Below are 16,129 nucleotides of genomic sequence, written 5' to 3'. Positions count from 1 at the left end.
CGACCATGAGCTTTAACACAATCATCGACTGGAATACCTGTAGCGACGCGCAACAGCGCGAGCTGCTGATGCGCCCGGCAATTTCCGCCTCGGAGAGCATCACCCGCACCGTGGCGGAGATCCTCGATAACGTCAAAGCCCGCGGGGACGATGCGCTGCGCGAGTACAGCGCGAAGTTTGATAAAACTGAGGTCGACGCGTTACAGGTTACCGAGCAGGAAATCATTGATGCCAGCAATCGTCTGGGTGATGACATCAAACAGGCGATGGCCGTCGCGGTGAAAAATATTGATACCTTCCACACCGCGCAGAAATTGCAGGCGGTGGATGTGGAAACCCTGCCCGGCGTACGCTGCCAGCAGGTGACGCGTCCGGTGGCGTCCGTCGGCCTCTATATTCCCGGCGGCTCTGCCCCGCTTTTTTCGACCGTCCTGATGCTGGCCACCCCGGCACGTATTGCCGGTTGTCAGAAGGTGGTGCTCTGCTCTCCGCCACCGATCGCCGATGAGATCCTGTATGCGGCGAAGCTGTGCGGCGTGCAGGCGATCTATAAAGTGGGCGGTGCGCAGGCGATTTCCGCCCTGGCGTTCGGGACGGGTTCCATTCCTAAGGTCGACAAAATCTTTGGCCCGGGCAATGCCTACGTGACCGAAGCGAAGCGTCAGGTCAGCCAGCGTCTGGACGGCGCGGCGATTGATATGCCTGCCGGGCCGTCTGAAGTGCTGGTGATTGCCGACAGCGGCGCTACACCGGATTTCGTGGCCTCTGACCTGCTCTCGCAGGCCGAGCACGGCCCTGACTCACAGGTGATTTTACTGACGCCAGATGCCGACATGGCAAAACGCGTGGGCGACGCCGTTGAGCGTCAGCTGGCTGACCTGCCGCGTGCGGAAACGGCGCGTCAGGCGCTATCCGCCAGCCGCCTGATTGTGGCCCGCGATCTTGACCAGTGCATCGCCATCTCCAACCAGTACGGTCCTGAGCACCTGATTATTCAGACCCGCAATGCGCGCGATCTGGTCGACAGCATAACCAACGCAGGTTCGGTGTTCCTCGGCGACTGGTCACCGGAATCCGCCGGGGATTACGCCTCCGGCACCAACCACGTGCTGCCGACGTATGGCTATACCTCAACCTGCTCCAGCCTGGGGCTGGCGGATTTCCAGAAGCGCATGACCGTGCAGGAACTCTCCCGCGAGGGATTTGCCTCGCTGGCGTCGACCATTGAAACCCTGGCCGCCGCCGAGCGCCTGACTGCCCACAAAAATGCCGTGACGCTGCGCGTTGCCGCCCTGAAGGAGCAAGCATGAACATCGAAGAATTAGCCCGCGAAAATGTCCGTCGCCTGACGCCCTATCAGTCTGCGCGTCGTCTGGGCGGGAACGGCGACGTCTGGCTGAATGCCAACGAATATCCCACGGCGGTGGCCTTTGAGCTTTCGCAGCAGACGCTGAACCGCTACCCGGAGTGTCAGCCGAAAGCGGTGATCGAGAACTATGCCCAGTATGCAGGCGTGAAGCCTGAGCAGGTGCTGGTCAGCCGTGGGGCGGATGAAGGGATTGAGCTGCTGATCCGCGCGTTCTGCGAACCGGGTAAAGACGCGGTGATGTACTGCCAGCCCACCTACGGGATGTACAGCGTCAGCGCGGAAACCTTTGGGGTGGCGTGCCGCAACGTACAGGCGCTCGACAACTGGCAGCTGGATTTGCAGGGCATCGCCGATAACCTCGACGGCGTGAAGGTGGTGTTTGTCTGTAGCCCGAACAACCCCACCGGGCAGATTATTCATCCGCAGGATATCCGCACCCTGCTGGAGATGACGCGCGGCAAGGCGCTGGTCGTCGCTGATGAAGCCTACATTGAGTTCTGCCCGCAGGCGACGCTGACAGGCTGGCTTGAGGAGTATCCGCATCTCGTTGTGCTGCGTACCCTTTCCAAAGCCTTCGCCCTCGCCGGCCTTCGCTGTGGATTTACGCTGGCGAATAAAACGGTTATCGACCTGCTGCTGAAAGTGATTGCCCCGTATCCGCTCTCAACGCCGGTTGCCGATATTGCGGCACAGGCGCTGGCCCCGCAGGGCATCAGCGCGATGCGCGAGCGTGTGGCGCAGATCCTGGAAGAGCGTCAGTATCTTGTCGATGCCCTGAAAACGATTCCGTGCGTGGAGCAGGTGTTCGACTCGGAAACCAACTACATCCTGGTGCGCTTCACCGCCTCAAGCGCGATATTTAAATCGTTGTGGGATCAGGGCATTATCTTACGAGACCAGAATAAACAACCTACCCTGAGCGGCTGCCTGCGTATTACCGTTGGCACCCGTGCAGAGAGCCAGCGCGTGATTGACGCCCTGAAAGCGGAGAAAGTATGAGTCAGAAGTATCTCTTTATCGATCGTGACGGCACCATCATCTCGGAGCCACCCAGCGATTTTCAGGTCGATCGTTTCGACAAGCTGGCGTTTGAACCCGACGTGATCCCGGTGCTGCTGAAGCTTCAGAAAGCAGGCTATAAGCTGGTGATGATCACCAACCAGGACGGTCTTGGCACCGACAGCTTCCCACAGGCGGACTTTGACGGCCCGCACAACCTGATGATGCAGGTGCTGACCTCGCAGGGCATCGCCTTCGACGAAGTGCTGATCTGCCCGCATATGCCTGCCGACGAGTGCGACTGCCGCAAGCCAAAAGTGAAGCTTGTTGAACGTTATCTGGCGGAAGAGGCGCTGGATAAAGGCAACAGCTATGTGATCGGCGATCGCGTCACGGATATCACGCTGGCGGACAACATGGGCATTGCGGGCCTGCGCTATAACCGCGACACGCTAAACTGGGCGATGATTGGCGAGCAGCTCACCAGACGCGACCGCTATTCCCACGTTGAACGCAACACCAAAGAGACGCAGATCGACGTGAAGGTCTGGCTCGACCGCGAAGGCGGCAGCAAGATCCACACCGGCGTCGGTTTCTTTGACCACATGCTGGATCAAATCGCCACGCACGGCGGCTTCCGCATGGAAATCGCGGTGAAGGGCGACCTGTATATCGACGATCACCACACCGTGGAAGATACCGGCCTGGCGCTGGGCGAAGCCCTGAAGCTGGCGCTCGGCGACAAGCGCGGCATCAACCGCTTCGGCTTTGTGCTGCCGATGGACGAGTGCCTGGCGCGCTGCGCGATGGATATCTCCGGGCGTCCGCACCTGGAATACAAAGCCGACTTTACCTACCAGCGCGTGGGCGATCTCAGTACCGAGATGGTGGAGCACTTCTTCCGCTCGCTTTCTTACACTATGGGCCTGACGCTGCACCTGAAAACCAAAGGCAAAAACGATCACCACCGCGTCGAGAGCCTGTTCAAAGCCTTTGGCCGTACCCTGCGCCAGGCGATCCGCGTGGAAGGTGACGCCCTGCCCTCGTCGAAAGGAGTGCTGTAATGAACGTGGTGATTCTGGACACCGGATGCGCCAACCTGAACTCCGTACAGTCGGCGATTATGCGCCACGGCTACGAGCCGGTGGTGAGCCGCGACCCGGACGTGGTGCTGCGCGCGGATAAACTCTTTCTGCCGGGCGTTGGCACCGCCCAGGCGGCGATGGATCAGATCCATGAGCGCGAGCTGGTGGATCTCATCAAAGCCTGTACTCAACCGGTGCTAGGCATTTGCCTCGGCATGCAGCTGCTTGGCCGCCGCAGCGAAGAGAGCAACGGCGTTGATCTGCTGGGCATTATAGAAGAAGACGTGCCGAAAATGACCGACCACGGCCTGCCGTTGCCGCACATGGGCTGGAACCGCGTTTATCCGAAGGCGGGCAACAGGCTGTTCCAGGGTATAGAAGACGGCGCGTACTTCTATTTTGTTCACAGCTACGCCATGCCCGTGAATGCCTACACCATCGCCCAGTGCAATTACGGCGAGGCGTTCACCGCCGCCGTGCAGAAAGAAAACTTTTACGGCGTGCAGTTTCACCCGGAACGCTCCGGCGCCGCCGGTGCGCAACTGCTGAAAAATTTCCTGGAGATGTGATGATAATTCCCGCTTTAGATTTGATTGACGGCACGGTTGTTCGTCTCCACCAGGGCGATTACGGGCAGCAGCGCGACTACGGCAACGATCCGCTGCTGCGGTTACAGGCTTACGCCGCCGAGGGCGCTGAGGTGTTGCACCTGGTCGATCTGACCGGCGCGAAAGATCCGGCGAAGCGCCAGATCCCGCTGCTTAAAACACTGGTGGCTGGCGCGGACGTCCCCGTGCAGGTAGGCGGCGGCGTGCGTACGGAAGCCGATGTTGCCGCCTTACTGGACGCGGGCGTGGCGCGCGTGGTGGTCGGTTCGACCGCAGTGAAAGATCCTGAGACGGTCAAGGGCTGGTTCCGCCGCTTCGGTGCGGATGCGCTGGTGCTGGCGCTGGATGTGCGCATTGACGCGCAGGGTAACAAGCAGGTCGCGGTCAGCGGCTGGCAGGAAAACTCCGGCGTAACGCTGGAAGAGCTAGTCGGGATGTATCTTCCGGTAGGGCTGAAGCACGTCCTGTGCACGGATATTTCACGCGATGGTACGCTCGCAGGCTCTAACGTCTCGCTGTATGAAGAGGTTTGCGCGCGTTATCCGCAGGTGGCGTTTCAGTCGTCTGGCGGTATCGGCGACCTGGCGGATATCGCCGCTCTGCGCGGAAGCGGTGTACGCGGCGTGATCGTGGGTCGCGCGTTGCTGGAAGGCAAATTTACGGTGAAGGAGGCGATTCAATGCTGGCAAAACGGATAATTCCCTGCCTGGACGTGCGTGATGGTCAGGTTGTAAAAGGCGTGCAGTTCCGCAACCACGAGATCATTGGCGACATCGTTCCGCTGGCAAAACGCTATGCCGAAGAAGGCGCAGACGAACTGGTATTTTACGATATCACCGCCTCCAGCGATGGCCGCGTGGTGGACAAAAGCTGGGTGGCGCGCGTGGCAGAGGTGATTGATATTCCCTTCTGCGTGGCGGGGGGGATTAAATCTGCTGACGATGCGGCGAAAATTCTCTCTTTCGGTGCGGACAAAATTTCCATTAACTCCCCTGCGCTCGCCGATCCAGAGCTGATTACGCGTCTGGCGGATCGCTTTGGCGTGCAGTGCATTGTCGTGGGGATCGACACCTGGTTTGATGCCGCATCGGGCAAATATCACGTCAACCAGTATACCGGCGATGAAAGCCGCACGCGCGTCACCCAATGGGAGACGCTGGAGTGGGTGCAGGAAGTACAAAAACGCGGTGCAGGTGAAATCGTGCTGAACATGATGAACCAGGACGGCGTACGCAACGGTTACGACCTCGAGCAGCTGAAAAAAGTGCGCGCGGTCTGCCACGTTCCGCTGATTGCTTCCGGCGGCGCGGGCACCATGGAACACTTCCTTGAAGCCTTCCGCGATGCGAACGTAGACGGCGCGCTGGCCGCTTCCGTGTTCCACAAACAGATTATCAATATTGGTGAGTTAAAAACGTACCTGGCCGACCAGGGCGTGGAGATCAGGGTATGTTAACAGAGCAACAACAGGCGCAGCTGGACTGGGAAAAAACTGACGGATTACTGCCGGTGGTTGTACAGCATGCCGTTTCAGGCGAAGTGCTGATGCTGGGATACATGAACCAGGAGGCACTGGCAAAAACGATCGACACCGGCAAGGTGACGTTTTTCTCGCGCACCAAACAGCGCCTGTGGACGAAAGGGGAAACCTCGGGCCACTTCCTGAACGTGGTCAGCATTACGCCAGACTGCGACAATGACACCCTGCTGGTGCTGGTCAACCCGATTGGGCCGACCTGTCACAAAGGCACCAGCAGCTGCTTCGGCGAGGCGAGCCACCAGTGGCTGTTCCTCTATCAGCTGGAACAGCTGCTGGCAGAGCGTAAATCAGCGGATCCCGAGAGCTCGTACACGGCGAAGCTGTACGCCAGCGGCACCAAGCGTATTGCGCAGAAGGTGGGTGAGGAAGGCGTTGAAACAGCGCTGGCGGCCACCGTGCATGACCGTGAGGAGCTGACGAATGAAGCGTCGGATTTGATGTATCACCTGCTGGTGCTGCTCCAGGATCAGGAGCTGGATTTAACGACGGTGATTGAGAATTTGCGGAAACGGCATAAATAAAAAAGACCGGGGAAACCCGGTCTTTTTTTATGTGTAAATCAGGCTCGTGGCTTGTAGTTTCTCAGCGCATTACGGCCAAGGACGACAGCAGAACCGATGATCCCGCCGAGAAGAACGGCAAGGATGAGGGTGAGGGCCTTTTTAGGGCTGTCACGATAAATAGGTAAATTCGGTTTCATGACGTAACGATACACATGAATCGTGTCCGGATTTACGTTAAGATTCTGAATATCCAACAAGTTCTTTTTGGCTTGGTAGTAGGAACCGGGGAAGACTAACGGTCGGGACGCTTCGTTATCAACCATTGATTTTAACGCTACTGCGCCCAACAGGAACATAGTTTCCTGAGTGACATCCTGTGTTTGCTGGAGCTGCGGTGTATTTATCTTCGCCGCTTCTGCGTCTTTTAGCGCCTCAGAGATCTGTTTGATACGCAGTTCCTTTTGCTCCTGAGCAACTTTCTCCTGGTTCGCGAGGGAGTCATTCAAGGTCGTGATTTGCTGTTTTAGGTTATCTCTGAGGTCAAGCGTAAGTTCCTTTGCTGTCTGCTCGTCAACCTGCTGGATGTACTGAGCAAGCTGTTTTTGTGCCGCTTCGGCAGATTCGCCTTGATAGGTTACGGTCAGGGGTAATCCTTGCCCTTTAAACGTGGGCTCAATCGTCAATTTCTCGGGTACATCCTGATTTTCCAGCGCCTGCGCTAACGCAGAGAACGAGGAGTTGAAACGACCGATTGCACGATTCTGAATATCAAGCATCGACGGTGCAGCACCGCCATAAAGAATATTCAACGCATTGGAATAGGTAGCTATTTGAGCAGCATCAGGTTGAGCAATGATAGCAGATGACGTCCATTTCTCTTTGGCTACAGTAATATAAATAACGGCGAGAACGATAAAAGCAGCAACAAATGCCCCTATTACCCACTTACCACGCCACAGCTGTAGCACTAAATCCAGTAAATCAATTTGCTCCGGGCCATTGTTGCGTGTGACCAGGTTATCGTTGTTGTGCGTCATACAATCCCTAACAGATGAAAAAGGGCAAAAACAATCTTGTATCCATAGTGTATCTGTTGCTGGCGATTTTTCTATAAGAATCCGATGAGTTATATCGGAAAGATGGGTTATGTAAGTGAAGTGCGACGCGCTATCATAGTCGGATTCTGATGTCCTGGGACATCAACAAGAACACTGTGAATGAGGGAAGCTATGAAATTTCTGGTAACGGGTGCGGCGGGCTTTATCGGTTCTCATGTCAGCAAGCGCCTGCTTGATGCAGGGCATGAAGTTGTTGGGATTGATAATCTGAATGATTACTATGACCCTAACCTCAAGCTCGCTCGCCTCGAACTGCTCAAATCCGAGAGTTTCACCTTCCACAAGCTGGACTTAGCGGACCGCGAGGGCATGGCTGCGCTCTTCGCCAATGAGAAATTTGACCGCGTGATCCATCTTGCCGCACAGGCGGGCGTGCGTTACTCGCTGGAAAACCCGCATGCCTACGCAGATGCTAACCTGGTAGGTCACCTGAACGTGCTGGAAGGCTGTCGCCACAATAAGGTTCAGCATCTTCTGTATGCGTCATCCAGTTCTGTTTACGGCCTCAACCGTAAGATGCCGTTTTCTACTGACGACTCCGTAGACCATCCGGTATCCCTTTATGCCGCAACCAAAAAAGCCAATGAGCTGATGTCGCATACCTATTCGCATCTGTATAACCTGCCGACCACTGGCCTGCGCTTCTTTACCGTCTATGGCCCGTGGGGACGCCCGGACATGGCGTTGTTCAAATTCACCAAAGCCATGATTGAAGGCAACAGCATCGACGTATACAACTACGGCAAGATGAAGCGCGACTTCACCTATATCGATGATATTGCGGAGGCGATTATTCGCCTACAGGACGTCATTCCTCAGGCCGATGCCGACTGGACAGTCGAAACCGGTTCGCCAGCAACCAGTTCTGCCCCGTATCGCGTGTATAACATCGGTAACAGTTCACCTGTCGAACTGATGGATTACATTACCGCACTTGAAGAGGCGCTGGGCAAGGAAGCGGTAAAAAATATGATGCCGATCCAGCCGGGTGACGTGCTGGAGACCAGTGCGGACACCAAAGCGCTATATGACGTTATTGGGTTTAAACCACAAACCTCAGTCAAAGAAGGCGTGAAAAACTTCGTCGACTGGTACCGCAACTTCTATACCGTTTAAAAACAAAAAACCCGGCAGAGCGCCGGGTTTTTTTATATCACGATATTAATTAGTCGCTGCCGAACAAATCGCGGGTATAGACTTTATCTTTAACGTCCGCCAGCTCTTCCGCCATACGGTTGGAGATAATTACGTCCGCTTCTTTTTTGAATGCATCCAGATCGCGGATCACACGCGAATGGAAGAACTCGTCTTCCTGCATGGCCGGTTCATAAATAATGACCTGCACGCCCTTCGCCTTAATACGCTTCATGATCCCCTGAATGGAAGAAGCGCGGAAGTTATCGGAACCGCTCTTCATGATCAGACGATATACACCCACCACTTTCGGCTGACGCGCCAAAATGGAATCTGAGATGAAGTCCTTACGCGTGCGGTTGGCATCCACAATGGCAGAAATCAGGTTGTTCGGCACCGCCTGATAGTTTGCCAGCAGCTGCTTGGTATCTTTTGGCAGGCAGTAGCCACCGTAACCGAAGGACGGGTTGTTGTAATGGTTACCGATACGCGGATCAAGACACACGCCCTCGATGATCTGACGGGTGTTCAGACCTAAGCTCTCGGCATAGCTGTCAAGTTCGTTGAAGTAAGCCACGCGCATCGCCAGATAGGTATTGGCGAAAAGCTTAATGGCCTCAGCTTCTGTGGAATCGGTGAACAGCACCGGAATGTCTTTTTTGATTGCGCCTTCCTGAAGCAGTGCAGCAAAACGCTCCGCACGCTCGGAACGCTCGCCAATCACGATACGGGATGGGTGCAGGTTATCGTATAACGCCCTGCCCTCGCGGAGAAATTCCGGCGAGAAGAAGACATTATCAATACCCAACTCTTCTTTAATCGATTTGGTGAAACCCACTGGAATCGTCGACTTGATGATCATCACTGCGTTCGGGTTGATTGCCGTAACGTCTTTGATCACCGCTTCAACGGTTGAGGTATTGAAGTAGTTAGTTTTAGGATCGTAGTCGGTTGGGGTGGCGATGATGACGAAATCCGCATCGCGGTAAGCGTCTTCTTTGTCCGTGGTAGCGCGGAAGTTCAGCGGTTTGGTCGCGAGGTATTCTTCAATCTCTTTATCGACGATCGGGGACTTCTTCTGGTTAAGCATGTCCACTTTTGCCTGCACGATATCCAGCGCAACCACTTCATGGTTTTGTGCAATCAGAATACCGTTTGAGAGACCAACATAGCCTGTTCCGGAGATAGTTATTTTCATTTGTTTGACTTCTACACGTTTGAGTTTTTGATAGCCCTATAGTGGCCACCACAATGATTAACTAGGAGTTTTTTAGCGCTAATACTCATTCACTGTCAAGGTTTCAGGATTTTTGAAAAATGTTTTTGCTCAACAAAAAGACCTGTCGTTGCAATAAGCAAAGTACCTGTTTTACAGCAACAATAAGACGTTAAAGGGCACTCGACAGTAAGCAGAGGAAAACTGCTTACTTCGTCAAATCAGACTAATCCCTTGGTCAGATTCAGCAGATACTGACCATACCCGGTCTTTTTCAACGGTTCAGCGAGTACCCGAAGTTGTTCGGCATCAATAAAACCTCGTCGGAACGCAATCTCTTCAGGACATGAAACTTTTAGCCCCTGTCGCTCTTCAATTGTGGCGATAAAATTGCTGGCTTCGATCATACTCTGATGCGTTCCGGTATCCAGCCAGGCATAACCGCGTCTCATCATCGCGACAGACAATCGTCCCTGCTGCATATAGATGCGGTTGATGTCGGTAATTTCGAGTTCACCTCGCTCAGACGGCGTTAAACTTTTGGCCATCTCAATCACATCGTTGTCGTAAAAATAAAGACCGGTTATTGCGTAATTACTCTTGGGTTGCTGAGGCTTCTCCTCAAGGCCAATTGCAGTACCGTCTTTATCAAACTCAACGACGCCATAGCGTTCCGGGTCGCTGACATGATAGGCAAATACGGTCGCCCCCTCTTGCTGGCTTGCTGCGCCTTCAAGCAGTCTGGGGAGATCGTGCCCATAGAAAATATTATCGCCTAATACCAGCGCACAATTATCCTCACCGATAAACTCTTCACCCAGAATAAAAGCTTGTGCCAGTCCATCAGGACTTGGTTGCACTTTGTACTGGATATGCAATCCCCACTGGCTACCGTTCCCGAGCAGTTGTTCAAAACGGGGAGTGTCCTGAGGCGTGCTGATAATCAGAATATCCCGTATACCTGCCAGCATAAGCGTAGAGAGCGGATAATAGATCATTGGCTTATCGTAAATTGGCAACAATTGCTTACTTACGGCCATTGTCACGGGATAAAGACGTGTACCCGATCCGCCAGCTAATATAATCCCTTTACGTTTCGTCATTTACTTACGCTCCCCATAATTCTGCTCAATCCAACTCTTATAGGCACCGCTTTTCACATTCGATACCCATTCCTGGTTATTCAAATACCATTCAACCGTTTTACGGATGCCGCTTTCAAAGGTTTCCAGGGGAGTCCATCCGAGCTCGTCGCTAATTTTATGAGCATCAATTGCATAACGTCTGTCGTGACCTGGTCGGTCCGCGACATAAGTAATTTGTGCGCGATAGGATGTTTCTTTCGGTACCATGTCATCGAGCAGATCACAAATGGTCTGAACGACTTCAATATTTTTCTTCTCGTTATGGCCGCCAATATTATAGGTTTCGCCCGGCTTACCCCTGGTCAGAACCGTATACAGTGCACGCGCATGATCTTCAACGTATAACCAGTCACGGATCTGATCGCCCTTTCCGTAAATCGGCAATGGTTTATTATCCAGCGCATTAAGGATAACAAGAGGGATCAGCTTTTCAGGAAAGTGGTATGGGCCATAATTATTCGAACAATTCGTCACAATCCCGGGTAAACCATAGGTGCGTATCCAGGCACGAACTAAATGGTCGCTGGACGCTTTTGACGCTGAGTAAGGGCTACTTGGCTGGTACGCTGTTTTCTCGGTAAACAGCGGTAACGGGGTGGAGTCATAATGTTCATCGGGATGAGGCAGATCGCCGTAAACCTCATCAGTTGAAATATGATGGAAACGGAAAGTAGATTTTGCTGCCTCATCCAGTGAAGACCAGTAAGCACGACTTGTTTCTAACAGGATATACGTGCCAACAATATTGGTTTCAATAAACGCAGCGGGACCGGTGATAGAACGGTCGACATGGCTCTCGGCAGCCAGGTGCATTACCGCATCAGGCTGATGGGTAGCAAAAATACGCGCCATTGCCTCTTTATCACATATATCGGCATGCTCAAAAACATAGCGTTCGCTATCGCTTTCTTCACGCAAGGATTCCAGATTACCGGCATAGGTCAATTTATCAACGTTAACAACGCTATCCCGAGTATTGCTAATAATATGTCGGATAACCGCGGAACCGATAAAACCGGCACCGCCAGTAACTAGAATTTTCACGCAATCAATTCCATTAAACAGTAGGTGGATCGGGCAAGATAAAAAAGCCCGGTATCGCTACCGGGCTTGATGGCATGGCTAACCGTATATTAATCCAGCCATTCGGTGTGGAACACACCTTCTTTATCCGTACGCTTATAGGTATGCGCACCGAAGTAGTCACGCTGTGCCTGAATCAGGTTCGCTGGCAGAACAGCAGCACGATAGCTGTCGTAATATGCCACCGCAGCGGAGAAGGTCGGAACCGGGATACCATTCTGTACCGCGTACGCAACAACATCACGCAGCGCCTGCTGATATTCGTCTGCAATCTGCTTGAAGTAAGGCGCCAGCAGAAGGTTCGCGATACCTGCATTTTCAGCATAAGCATCGGTGATTTTTTGCAGGAACTGAGCGCGAATGATACAGCCAGCACGGAAGATCTTCGCAATCTCACCGTAGTTCAGATCCCAGTTATTCTCGTCAGATGCCGCGCGCAGCTGAGAGAAACCCTGCGCGTAAGAGACGATTTTACCCAGATACAGCGCGCGACGGACTTTCTCAACGAACTCCGTTTTATCACCAGCGGGCTTAGCCTGAGGACCAGACAGCACCTTAGATGCCGCTACGCGCTGCTCTTTCAGAGAAGAGATATAACGTGCAAATACGGATTCGGTGATCAGAGACAGCGGTTCACCCAGGTCCAGAGAGCTCTGGCTGGTCCATTTACCGGTACCTTTGTTCGCCGCTTCGTCAAGAATCACATCGACCAGGTATTTACCCTCTTCATCTTTCTTGGTGAAGATATCTTTGGTGATGTCGATCAGATAGCTGTTCAGTTCGCCTTTGTTCCACTCGGTGAAGGTCTCTGCGAGTTCTTCGTTGGAGAGATTCAGGCCACCTTTCAGCAGAGAGTAGGCTTCAGCAATCAGCTGCATGTCGCCATATTCAATGCCGTTGTGAACCATTTTCACGTAATGACCAGCGCCATCAGGACCGATATAGGTCACGCACGGCTCGCCGTCTTCAGCTACGGCTGCGATTTTGGTCAGGATGGGCGCGACCAGTTCGTACGCTTCTTTCTGACCGCCAGGCATGATAGATGGACCTTTCAGGGCGCCCTCTTCACCGCCGGATACGCCAGTACCAATGAAGTTGAAGCCTTCAGCAGACAGCTCACGGTTACGACGAATGGTGTCGTGGAAGAAGGTATTACCGCCATCAATAATGATGTCGCCTTTATCCAGATACGGTTTCAGTGAATCGATAGCAGCGTCGGTACCTGCGCCCGCTTTCACCATTAACAGGATACGACGAGGTGTTTCCAGAGACTCAACGAACTCTTTAACCGTATAGAAAGGAACCAGTTTTTTGCCTGGATTCTCAGCGATGACTTCTTCGGTCTTATCACGGGAGCGGTTGAAAACGGAGACGGTATAACCACGGCTTTCGATGTTGAGCGCCAGGTTGCGCCCCATCACTGCCATACCGACAACGCCGATCTGTTGCTTGGACATTACATACTCCTGTCAGGTGTGGTCGCCGCGACTGTTGCGCGGCTTGAATGTACTAAGATTTTAACGCAGAGATAAAAAGGAAGATAGCGCATTTGTGAGCACAAATTTACTTGTAGGCTGAAAGGTTCATTCGTAGCCAGCAGGATTTTTTTGTTGCCATCTCCAGGCATCTGTGATCATTTCATTTAATCCCCGTTTAGCATTCCATCTTAATTCATGAGAAGCTAGAGAAGGATCAGACCAACATTCTGCTATATCCCCTAAACGACGTTCGGTAATCTGATATGGAATATCAACACCCGTAATTTTTTTGAATGCGGTAACGATCTCTTTGACAGAATAGCCTTTACCTGTGCCTAAATTATATACTCTCAAGCCGGGATAATCTTTTTGTGCATTTAGTGCTGCCAAGTGACCTTCAGCAAGGTCCATAACATGAATATAATCCCTTACGCCTGTGCCATCTGGTGTATCATAATTATCGCCATATATATGCACTTTAGCCAGTTTGCCTACAGCCACTTGTGTTATATAAGGGAATAAATTATTAGGTATTCCATTTGGAGCCTCTCCTAAAAACCCAGAAGAATGTGCTCCAACGGGATTGAAATAGCGCAGCAACATAATATTTAACTTAGAATTTGCACGTGAGACATCTTTTAATATTTGTTCAATAAAAAATTTTGATGACCCATAGGGATTTGTCGTACCACCTGTTTGGCACGATTCTGTAAGAGGAATAGATTCAGGTACCCCATAAACAGTTGCAGAAGAACTAAATATAAGATTATTTACGCCATAATTCATCATAGCCTTAATTAAAGAAAGCATACTAACAATGTTGTTGCTATAATACTCTAAAGGATTTGACACTGATTCCGAAACTGATTTCAAAGATGCAAAATGTATCACTGATTCAAAACTATACTTTGAAAACAACATATTCAAGAAATCTATATTGCATACATCCCCTTCATAAAACTTGACACTTTTCCCTGAAAGTTGTTCAACACGTTGAATAGCAATTTTCGACGAGTTTACCAAGTTATCAACAATTACAATGTCACGATCATGTTCTAATAGGCTCAAAGCGGTATGTGAGCCAATGTAGCCAGCGCCACCGGTTATCAAAATAGTCATTTCTAAAGCCTCATGATATCAAATTTTTTGAAAGCGTTTTTGCAAAAGCCATCCTGAGTATATTAGTGATATAACATACATCCCGATGAGAGTAATGAGGATAATGTTAATCACACCAGTTATAACACCACTTACATATAACAACGAAAATATCATTATAAAACTTAACGATGAAACCAAGTTTATATAAAGTTCTTTTCGCGTTTCACCCAACCCTTGAAATATTGTTGCTACTGGATTTATAAGCATTCTCAATACACCACAGATAGCCCAAGCATAAATAAAGATCTCAAAATCGGAATGTATATCTGGTCGTAACTCTTGAAGAAGATAAGGACCTACTACACTCCATGCAAGAAAAATAGTCATAGCAACAAAGAGAATGCTTAAAAATATTCTCTTCGCATTTAAATGGATCACTTTAATGTCTGAAGTGACGACATGACTTATCAATAATTTACCGATAACTGGACTTATGACGGCACTAATTTTTAAAGTGGCATCCTTGCAGAGACTGTAGACGCCCACGCGCTCCAATCCTCCGAAGTGTGAAACAATGAATATATCCGCAGTGAGAGTGATATAATTCAAAAATTGGGAAAATATTTGATTATGAATATATGCCCACCATCTACGAATGATATTTTTAATTCCGTATTTGATTGAATTTTCTTGATACAAAGAAAATCCCCTACATACAACTATAAAAATCAAACACCTTATTACATATGAAGCTGTCCATGCATATACAACAGCGACTCCCTGGATTTGAAATCGGTAGATTAGCGCTGACAAACTAGCAATAAATACAAATTTTGAAAAGACTTCAACCATAGCTATGGTATTAAACTTTTTCTCAACTAACAATCGCGAATAATGATATAACGGAAAACTAATCGATAAAGCCATCACAAAAAAAGAAATCAATGTGACAATACTACTTTCAATAAAATTAGGTGACAGTACGAAATATAATAAGATAGATAAGAATGAGACAGAAACATTTAATACAGTAATTATCCTAACCTCTGGAAAGCTAAGAATTTTCCTGTAAATAAAGTAATTAGAACTTCCACCATCGGATATGAAAACAAGAATAAAAATCAGGGTATTAAAAATACCTGCCAAACCCAATTCAGGACCTGACAGCGTATGCCCAATTATAAAAACCGAAAAAAGCTGAATTAAAGCCGTAATTAAGGGGGCTATCGAAAAGAAGGAGTATTTTTTAATTATGTGTAGGTATTTCATATTTTGATAAGATTAAATTATCGAAGGAGGTAAGAAAACTGTCATATGAATAATTATCATTGACAAATTTCTTTCGTAAACTTACATCAGACTTAAATTTTTCGGATAATAATACGTTCGCTATTTTTTCTGAAAAATAGTTTGCATCGTCTATATTTTCAAGAAGTTCACCAAGCATATCATTTTTAATAATGAATTCAGGGCCGCCGGATTTGGTAGCTATACAAAATAGTCCTGAAGCCAACGCTTCAATGAAAACGACGCCAAAGGTCTCTACTCGACTAAGTAGAATGAAAACATCACTTTGTCCCATATGATATGCAATTTCGTCTTTACTTTGCTCACCTAGCATTTCAATATTAGATTTTAAGCCCTTTTGTTCGATCATTTCCTTTAGTGTATCTAAATCAGGCCCATCACCGATTATCTTAAGTTGGAATGCGATATTGTAGTTTTCTTTAATCTTATCGAAAGCCAATAT

Annotated in this window: 16 protein-coding genes; 8 read left to right on the top strand and 8 right to left on the bottom strand. The window is 50.3% G+C overall.

What is annotated here, in order from left to right; all coding sequences use genetic code 11:
- Window positions 1-5 precede the first annotated feature (5 nt).
- From hisD to hisIE, 7 genes are read left to right on the top strand one after another with little or no spacing between them, the layout of a single operon-like run.
- Window positions 6-1,310 carry a histidinol dehydrogenase gene (gene hisD / locus RHN82_RS18325; RefSeq protein ID WP_047053505.1) on the top strand — a complete coding sequence of 435 codons (1,305 nt, stop codon included), beginning with the start codon at window positions 6-8 and terminating at the stop codon, window positions 1,308-1,310.
- Window positions 1,307-2,368 carry a histidinol-phosphate transaminase gene (gene hisC, locus RHN82_RS18320; protein ID WP_047053503.1) on the top strand — a complete coding sequence of 354 codons (1,062 nt, stop codon included), beginning with the start codon at window positions 1,307-1,309 and terminating at the stop codon, window positions 2,366-2,368. The genes hisD and hisC overlap by 4 nt, the downstream gene beginning before the upstream one ends.
- The gene (gene hisB, locus RHN82_RS18315) at window positions 2,365-3,432 is read left to right on the top strand and encodes a bifunctional histidinol-phosphatase/imidazoleglycerol-phosphate dehydratase HisB (RefSeq protein ID WP_047053501.1); all 1,068 of its coding nucleotides are present in this window, start codon (window positions 2,365-2,367) and stop codon (window positions 3,430-3,432) included. Before hisC ends, hisB begins: the two co-directional genes overlap by 4 nt.
- Window positions 3,432-4,022 carry an imidazole glycerol phosphate synthase subunit HisH gene (gene hisH / locus RHN82_RS18310; protein ID WP_017383297.1) on the top strand — a complete coding sequence of 197 codons (591 nt, stop codon included), beginning with the start codon at window positions 3,432-3,434 and terminating at the stop codon, window positions 4,020-4,022. Before hisB ends, hisH begins: the two co-directional genes overlap by 1 nt.
- The gene (gene hisA / locus RHN82_RS18305; RefSeq protein WP_047053498.1) at window positions 4,022-4,759 is read left to right on the top strand and encodes a 1-(5-phosphoribosyl)-5-[(5-phosphoribosylamino)methylideneamino]imidazole-4-carboxamide isomerase; all 738 of its coding nucleotides are present in this window, start codon (window positions 4,022-4,024) and stop codon (window positions 4,757-4,759) included. The genes hisH and hisA overlap by 1 nt, the downstream gene beginning before the upstream one ends.
- Window positions 4,741-5,517: an imidazole glycerol phosphate synthase subunit HisF gene (gene hisF, locus RHN82_RS18300; protein ID WP_047053496.1), complete on the top strand. Its 777-nt coding sequence runs from the start codon at window positions 4,741-4,743 to the stop codon at window positions 5,515-5,517. The genes hisA and hisF overlap by 19 nt, the downstream gene beginning before the upstream one ends.
- Window positions 5,511-6,122, top strand: coding sequence for a bifunctional phosphoribosyl-AMP cyclohydrolase/phosphoribosyl-ATP diphosphatase HisIE (gene hisIE / locus RHN82_RS18295; RefSeq protein ID WP_047053494.1), 612 nt, complete (start codon window positions 5,511-5,513; stop codon window positions 6,120-6,122). The genes hisF and hisIE overlap by 7 nt, the downstream gene beginning before the upstream one ends.
- Before the next feature lie 38 nt (window positions 6,123-6,160).
- On the opposite strand, the gene wzzB is transcribed toward hisIE, so the two are convergent.
- A complete protein-coding gene (gene wzzB, locus RHN82_RS18290; RefSeq protein WP_023303969.1) occupies window positions 6,161-7,141 on the bottom strand; it encodes an LPS O-antigen chain length determinant protein WzzB in 981 nt (326 codons plus the stop codon).
- Window positions 7,142-7,333: 192 nt separating this feature from the next.
- Here wzzB and RHN82_RS18285 point away from each other — a divergent pair, with 192 nt between their 5' ends.
- Window positions 7,334-8,338, top strand: a complete 1,005-nt coding sequence (locus RHN82_RS18285; RefSeq protein ID WP_047053492.1) for an NAD-dependent epimerase — start codon at window positions 7,334-7,336, stop codon at window positions 8,336-8,338.
- Window positions 8,339-8,387: 49 nt separating this feature from the next.
- Here the strand turns inward: RHN82_RS18285 and ugd are convergent, their stop codons facing one another.
- The 7 genes from ugd to RHN82_RS18250 form a co-directional block, all read right to left on the bottom strand.
- Window positions 8,388-9,554, bottom strand: coding sequence for a UDP-glucose 6-dehydrogenase (gene ugd, locus RHN82_RS18280; protein WP_003859477.1), 1,167 nt, complete (start codon window positions 9,552-9,554; stop codon window positions 8,388-8,390).
- Between the two features lie 239 nt (window positions 9,555-9,793).
- On the bottom strand, window positions 9,794-10,675 hold the full coding sequence (gene rfbA, locus RHN82_RS18275) for a glucose-1-phosphate thymidylyltransferase RfbA (RefSeq protein ID WP_017693099.1): 882 nt from the start codon (window positions 10,673-10,675) through the stop codon (window positions 9,794-9,796).
- Entirely contained in the window at window positions 10,676-11,761 is a 1,086-nt protein-coding gene (gene rfbB / locus RHN82_RS18270) for a dTDP-glucose 4,6-dehydratase (protein WP_047053489.1), read from the bottom strand.
- An 89-nt stretch (window positions 11,762-11,850) separates the two neighbouring features.
- The gene (gndA, locus tag RHN82_RS18265; RefSeq protein WP_047053487.1) at window positions 11,851-13,257 is read right to left on the bottom strand and encodes an NADP-dependent phosphogluconate dehydrogenase; all 1,407 of its coding nucleotides are present in this window, start codon (window positions 13,255-13,257) and stop codon (window positions 11,851-11,853) included.
- Between the two features lie 126 nt (window positions 13,258-13,383).
- Window positions 13,384-14,397 (bottom strand): UDP-glucose 4-epimerase GalE, encoded by a 1,014-nt coding sequence (gene galE, locus RHN82_RS18260; protein ID WP_023303974.1) that lies wholly within the window; start codon window positions 14,395-14,397, stop codon window positions 13,384-13,386.
- 18 nt (window positions 14,398-14,415) lie between these two features.
- Window positions 14,416-15,525 (bottom strand): hypothetical protein, encoded by a 1,110-nt coding sequence (locus RHN82_RS18255; protein WP_063153451.1) that lies wholly within the window; start codon window positions 15,523-15,525, stop codon window positions 14,416-14,418.
- 100 nt (window positions 15,526-15,625) lie between these two features.
- Window positions 15,626-16,126 carry a glycosyltransferase gene (locus RHN82_RS18250; protein WP_310398407.1) on the bottom strand — a complete coding sequence of 167 codons (501 nt, stop codon included), beginning with the start codon at window positions 16,124-16,126 and terminating at the stop codon, window positions 15,626-15,628.
- Window positions 16,127-16,129: the final 3 nt, after the last annotated feature.

The sequence above is a fragment of the Enterobacter cloacae complex sp. EB5 genome, from assembly GCF_031432835.1.
Classification (GTDB): Bacteria; Pseudomonadota; Gammaproteobacteria; order Enterobacterales; family Enterobacteriaceae; genus Enterobacter; species Enterobacter hormaechei_C.
The sequence above is the reverse complement of the archived record's forward strand: the minus strand, read 5'-3'. Positions and strand labels throughout refer to the sequence as shown.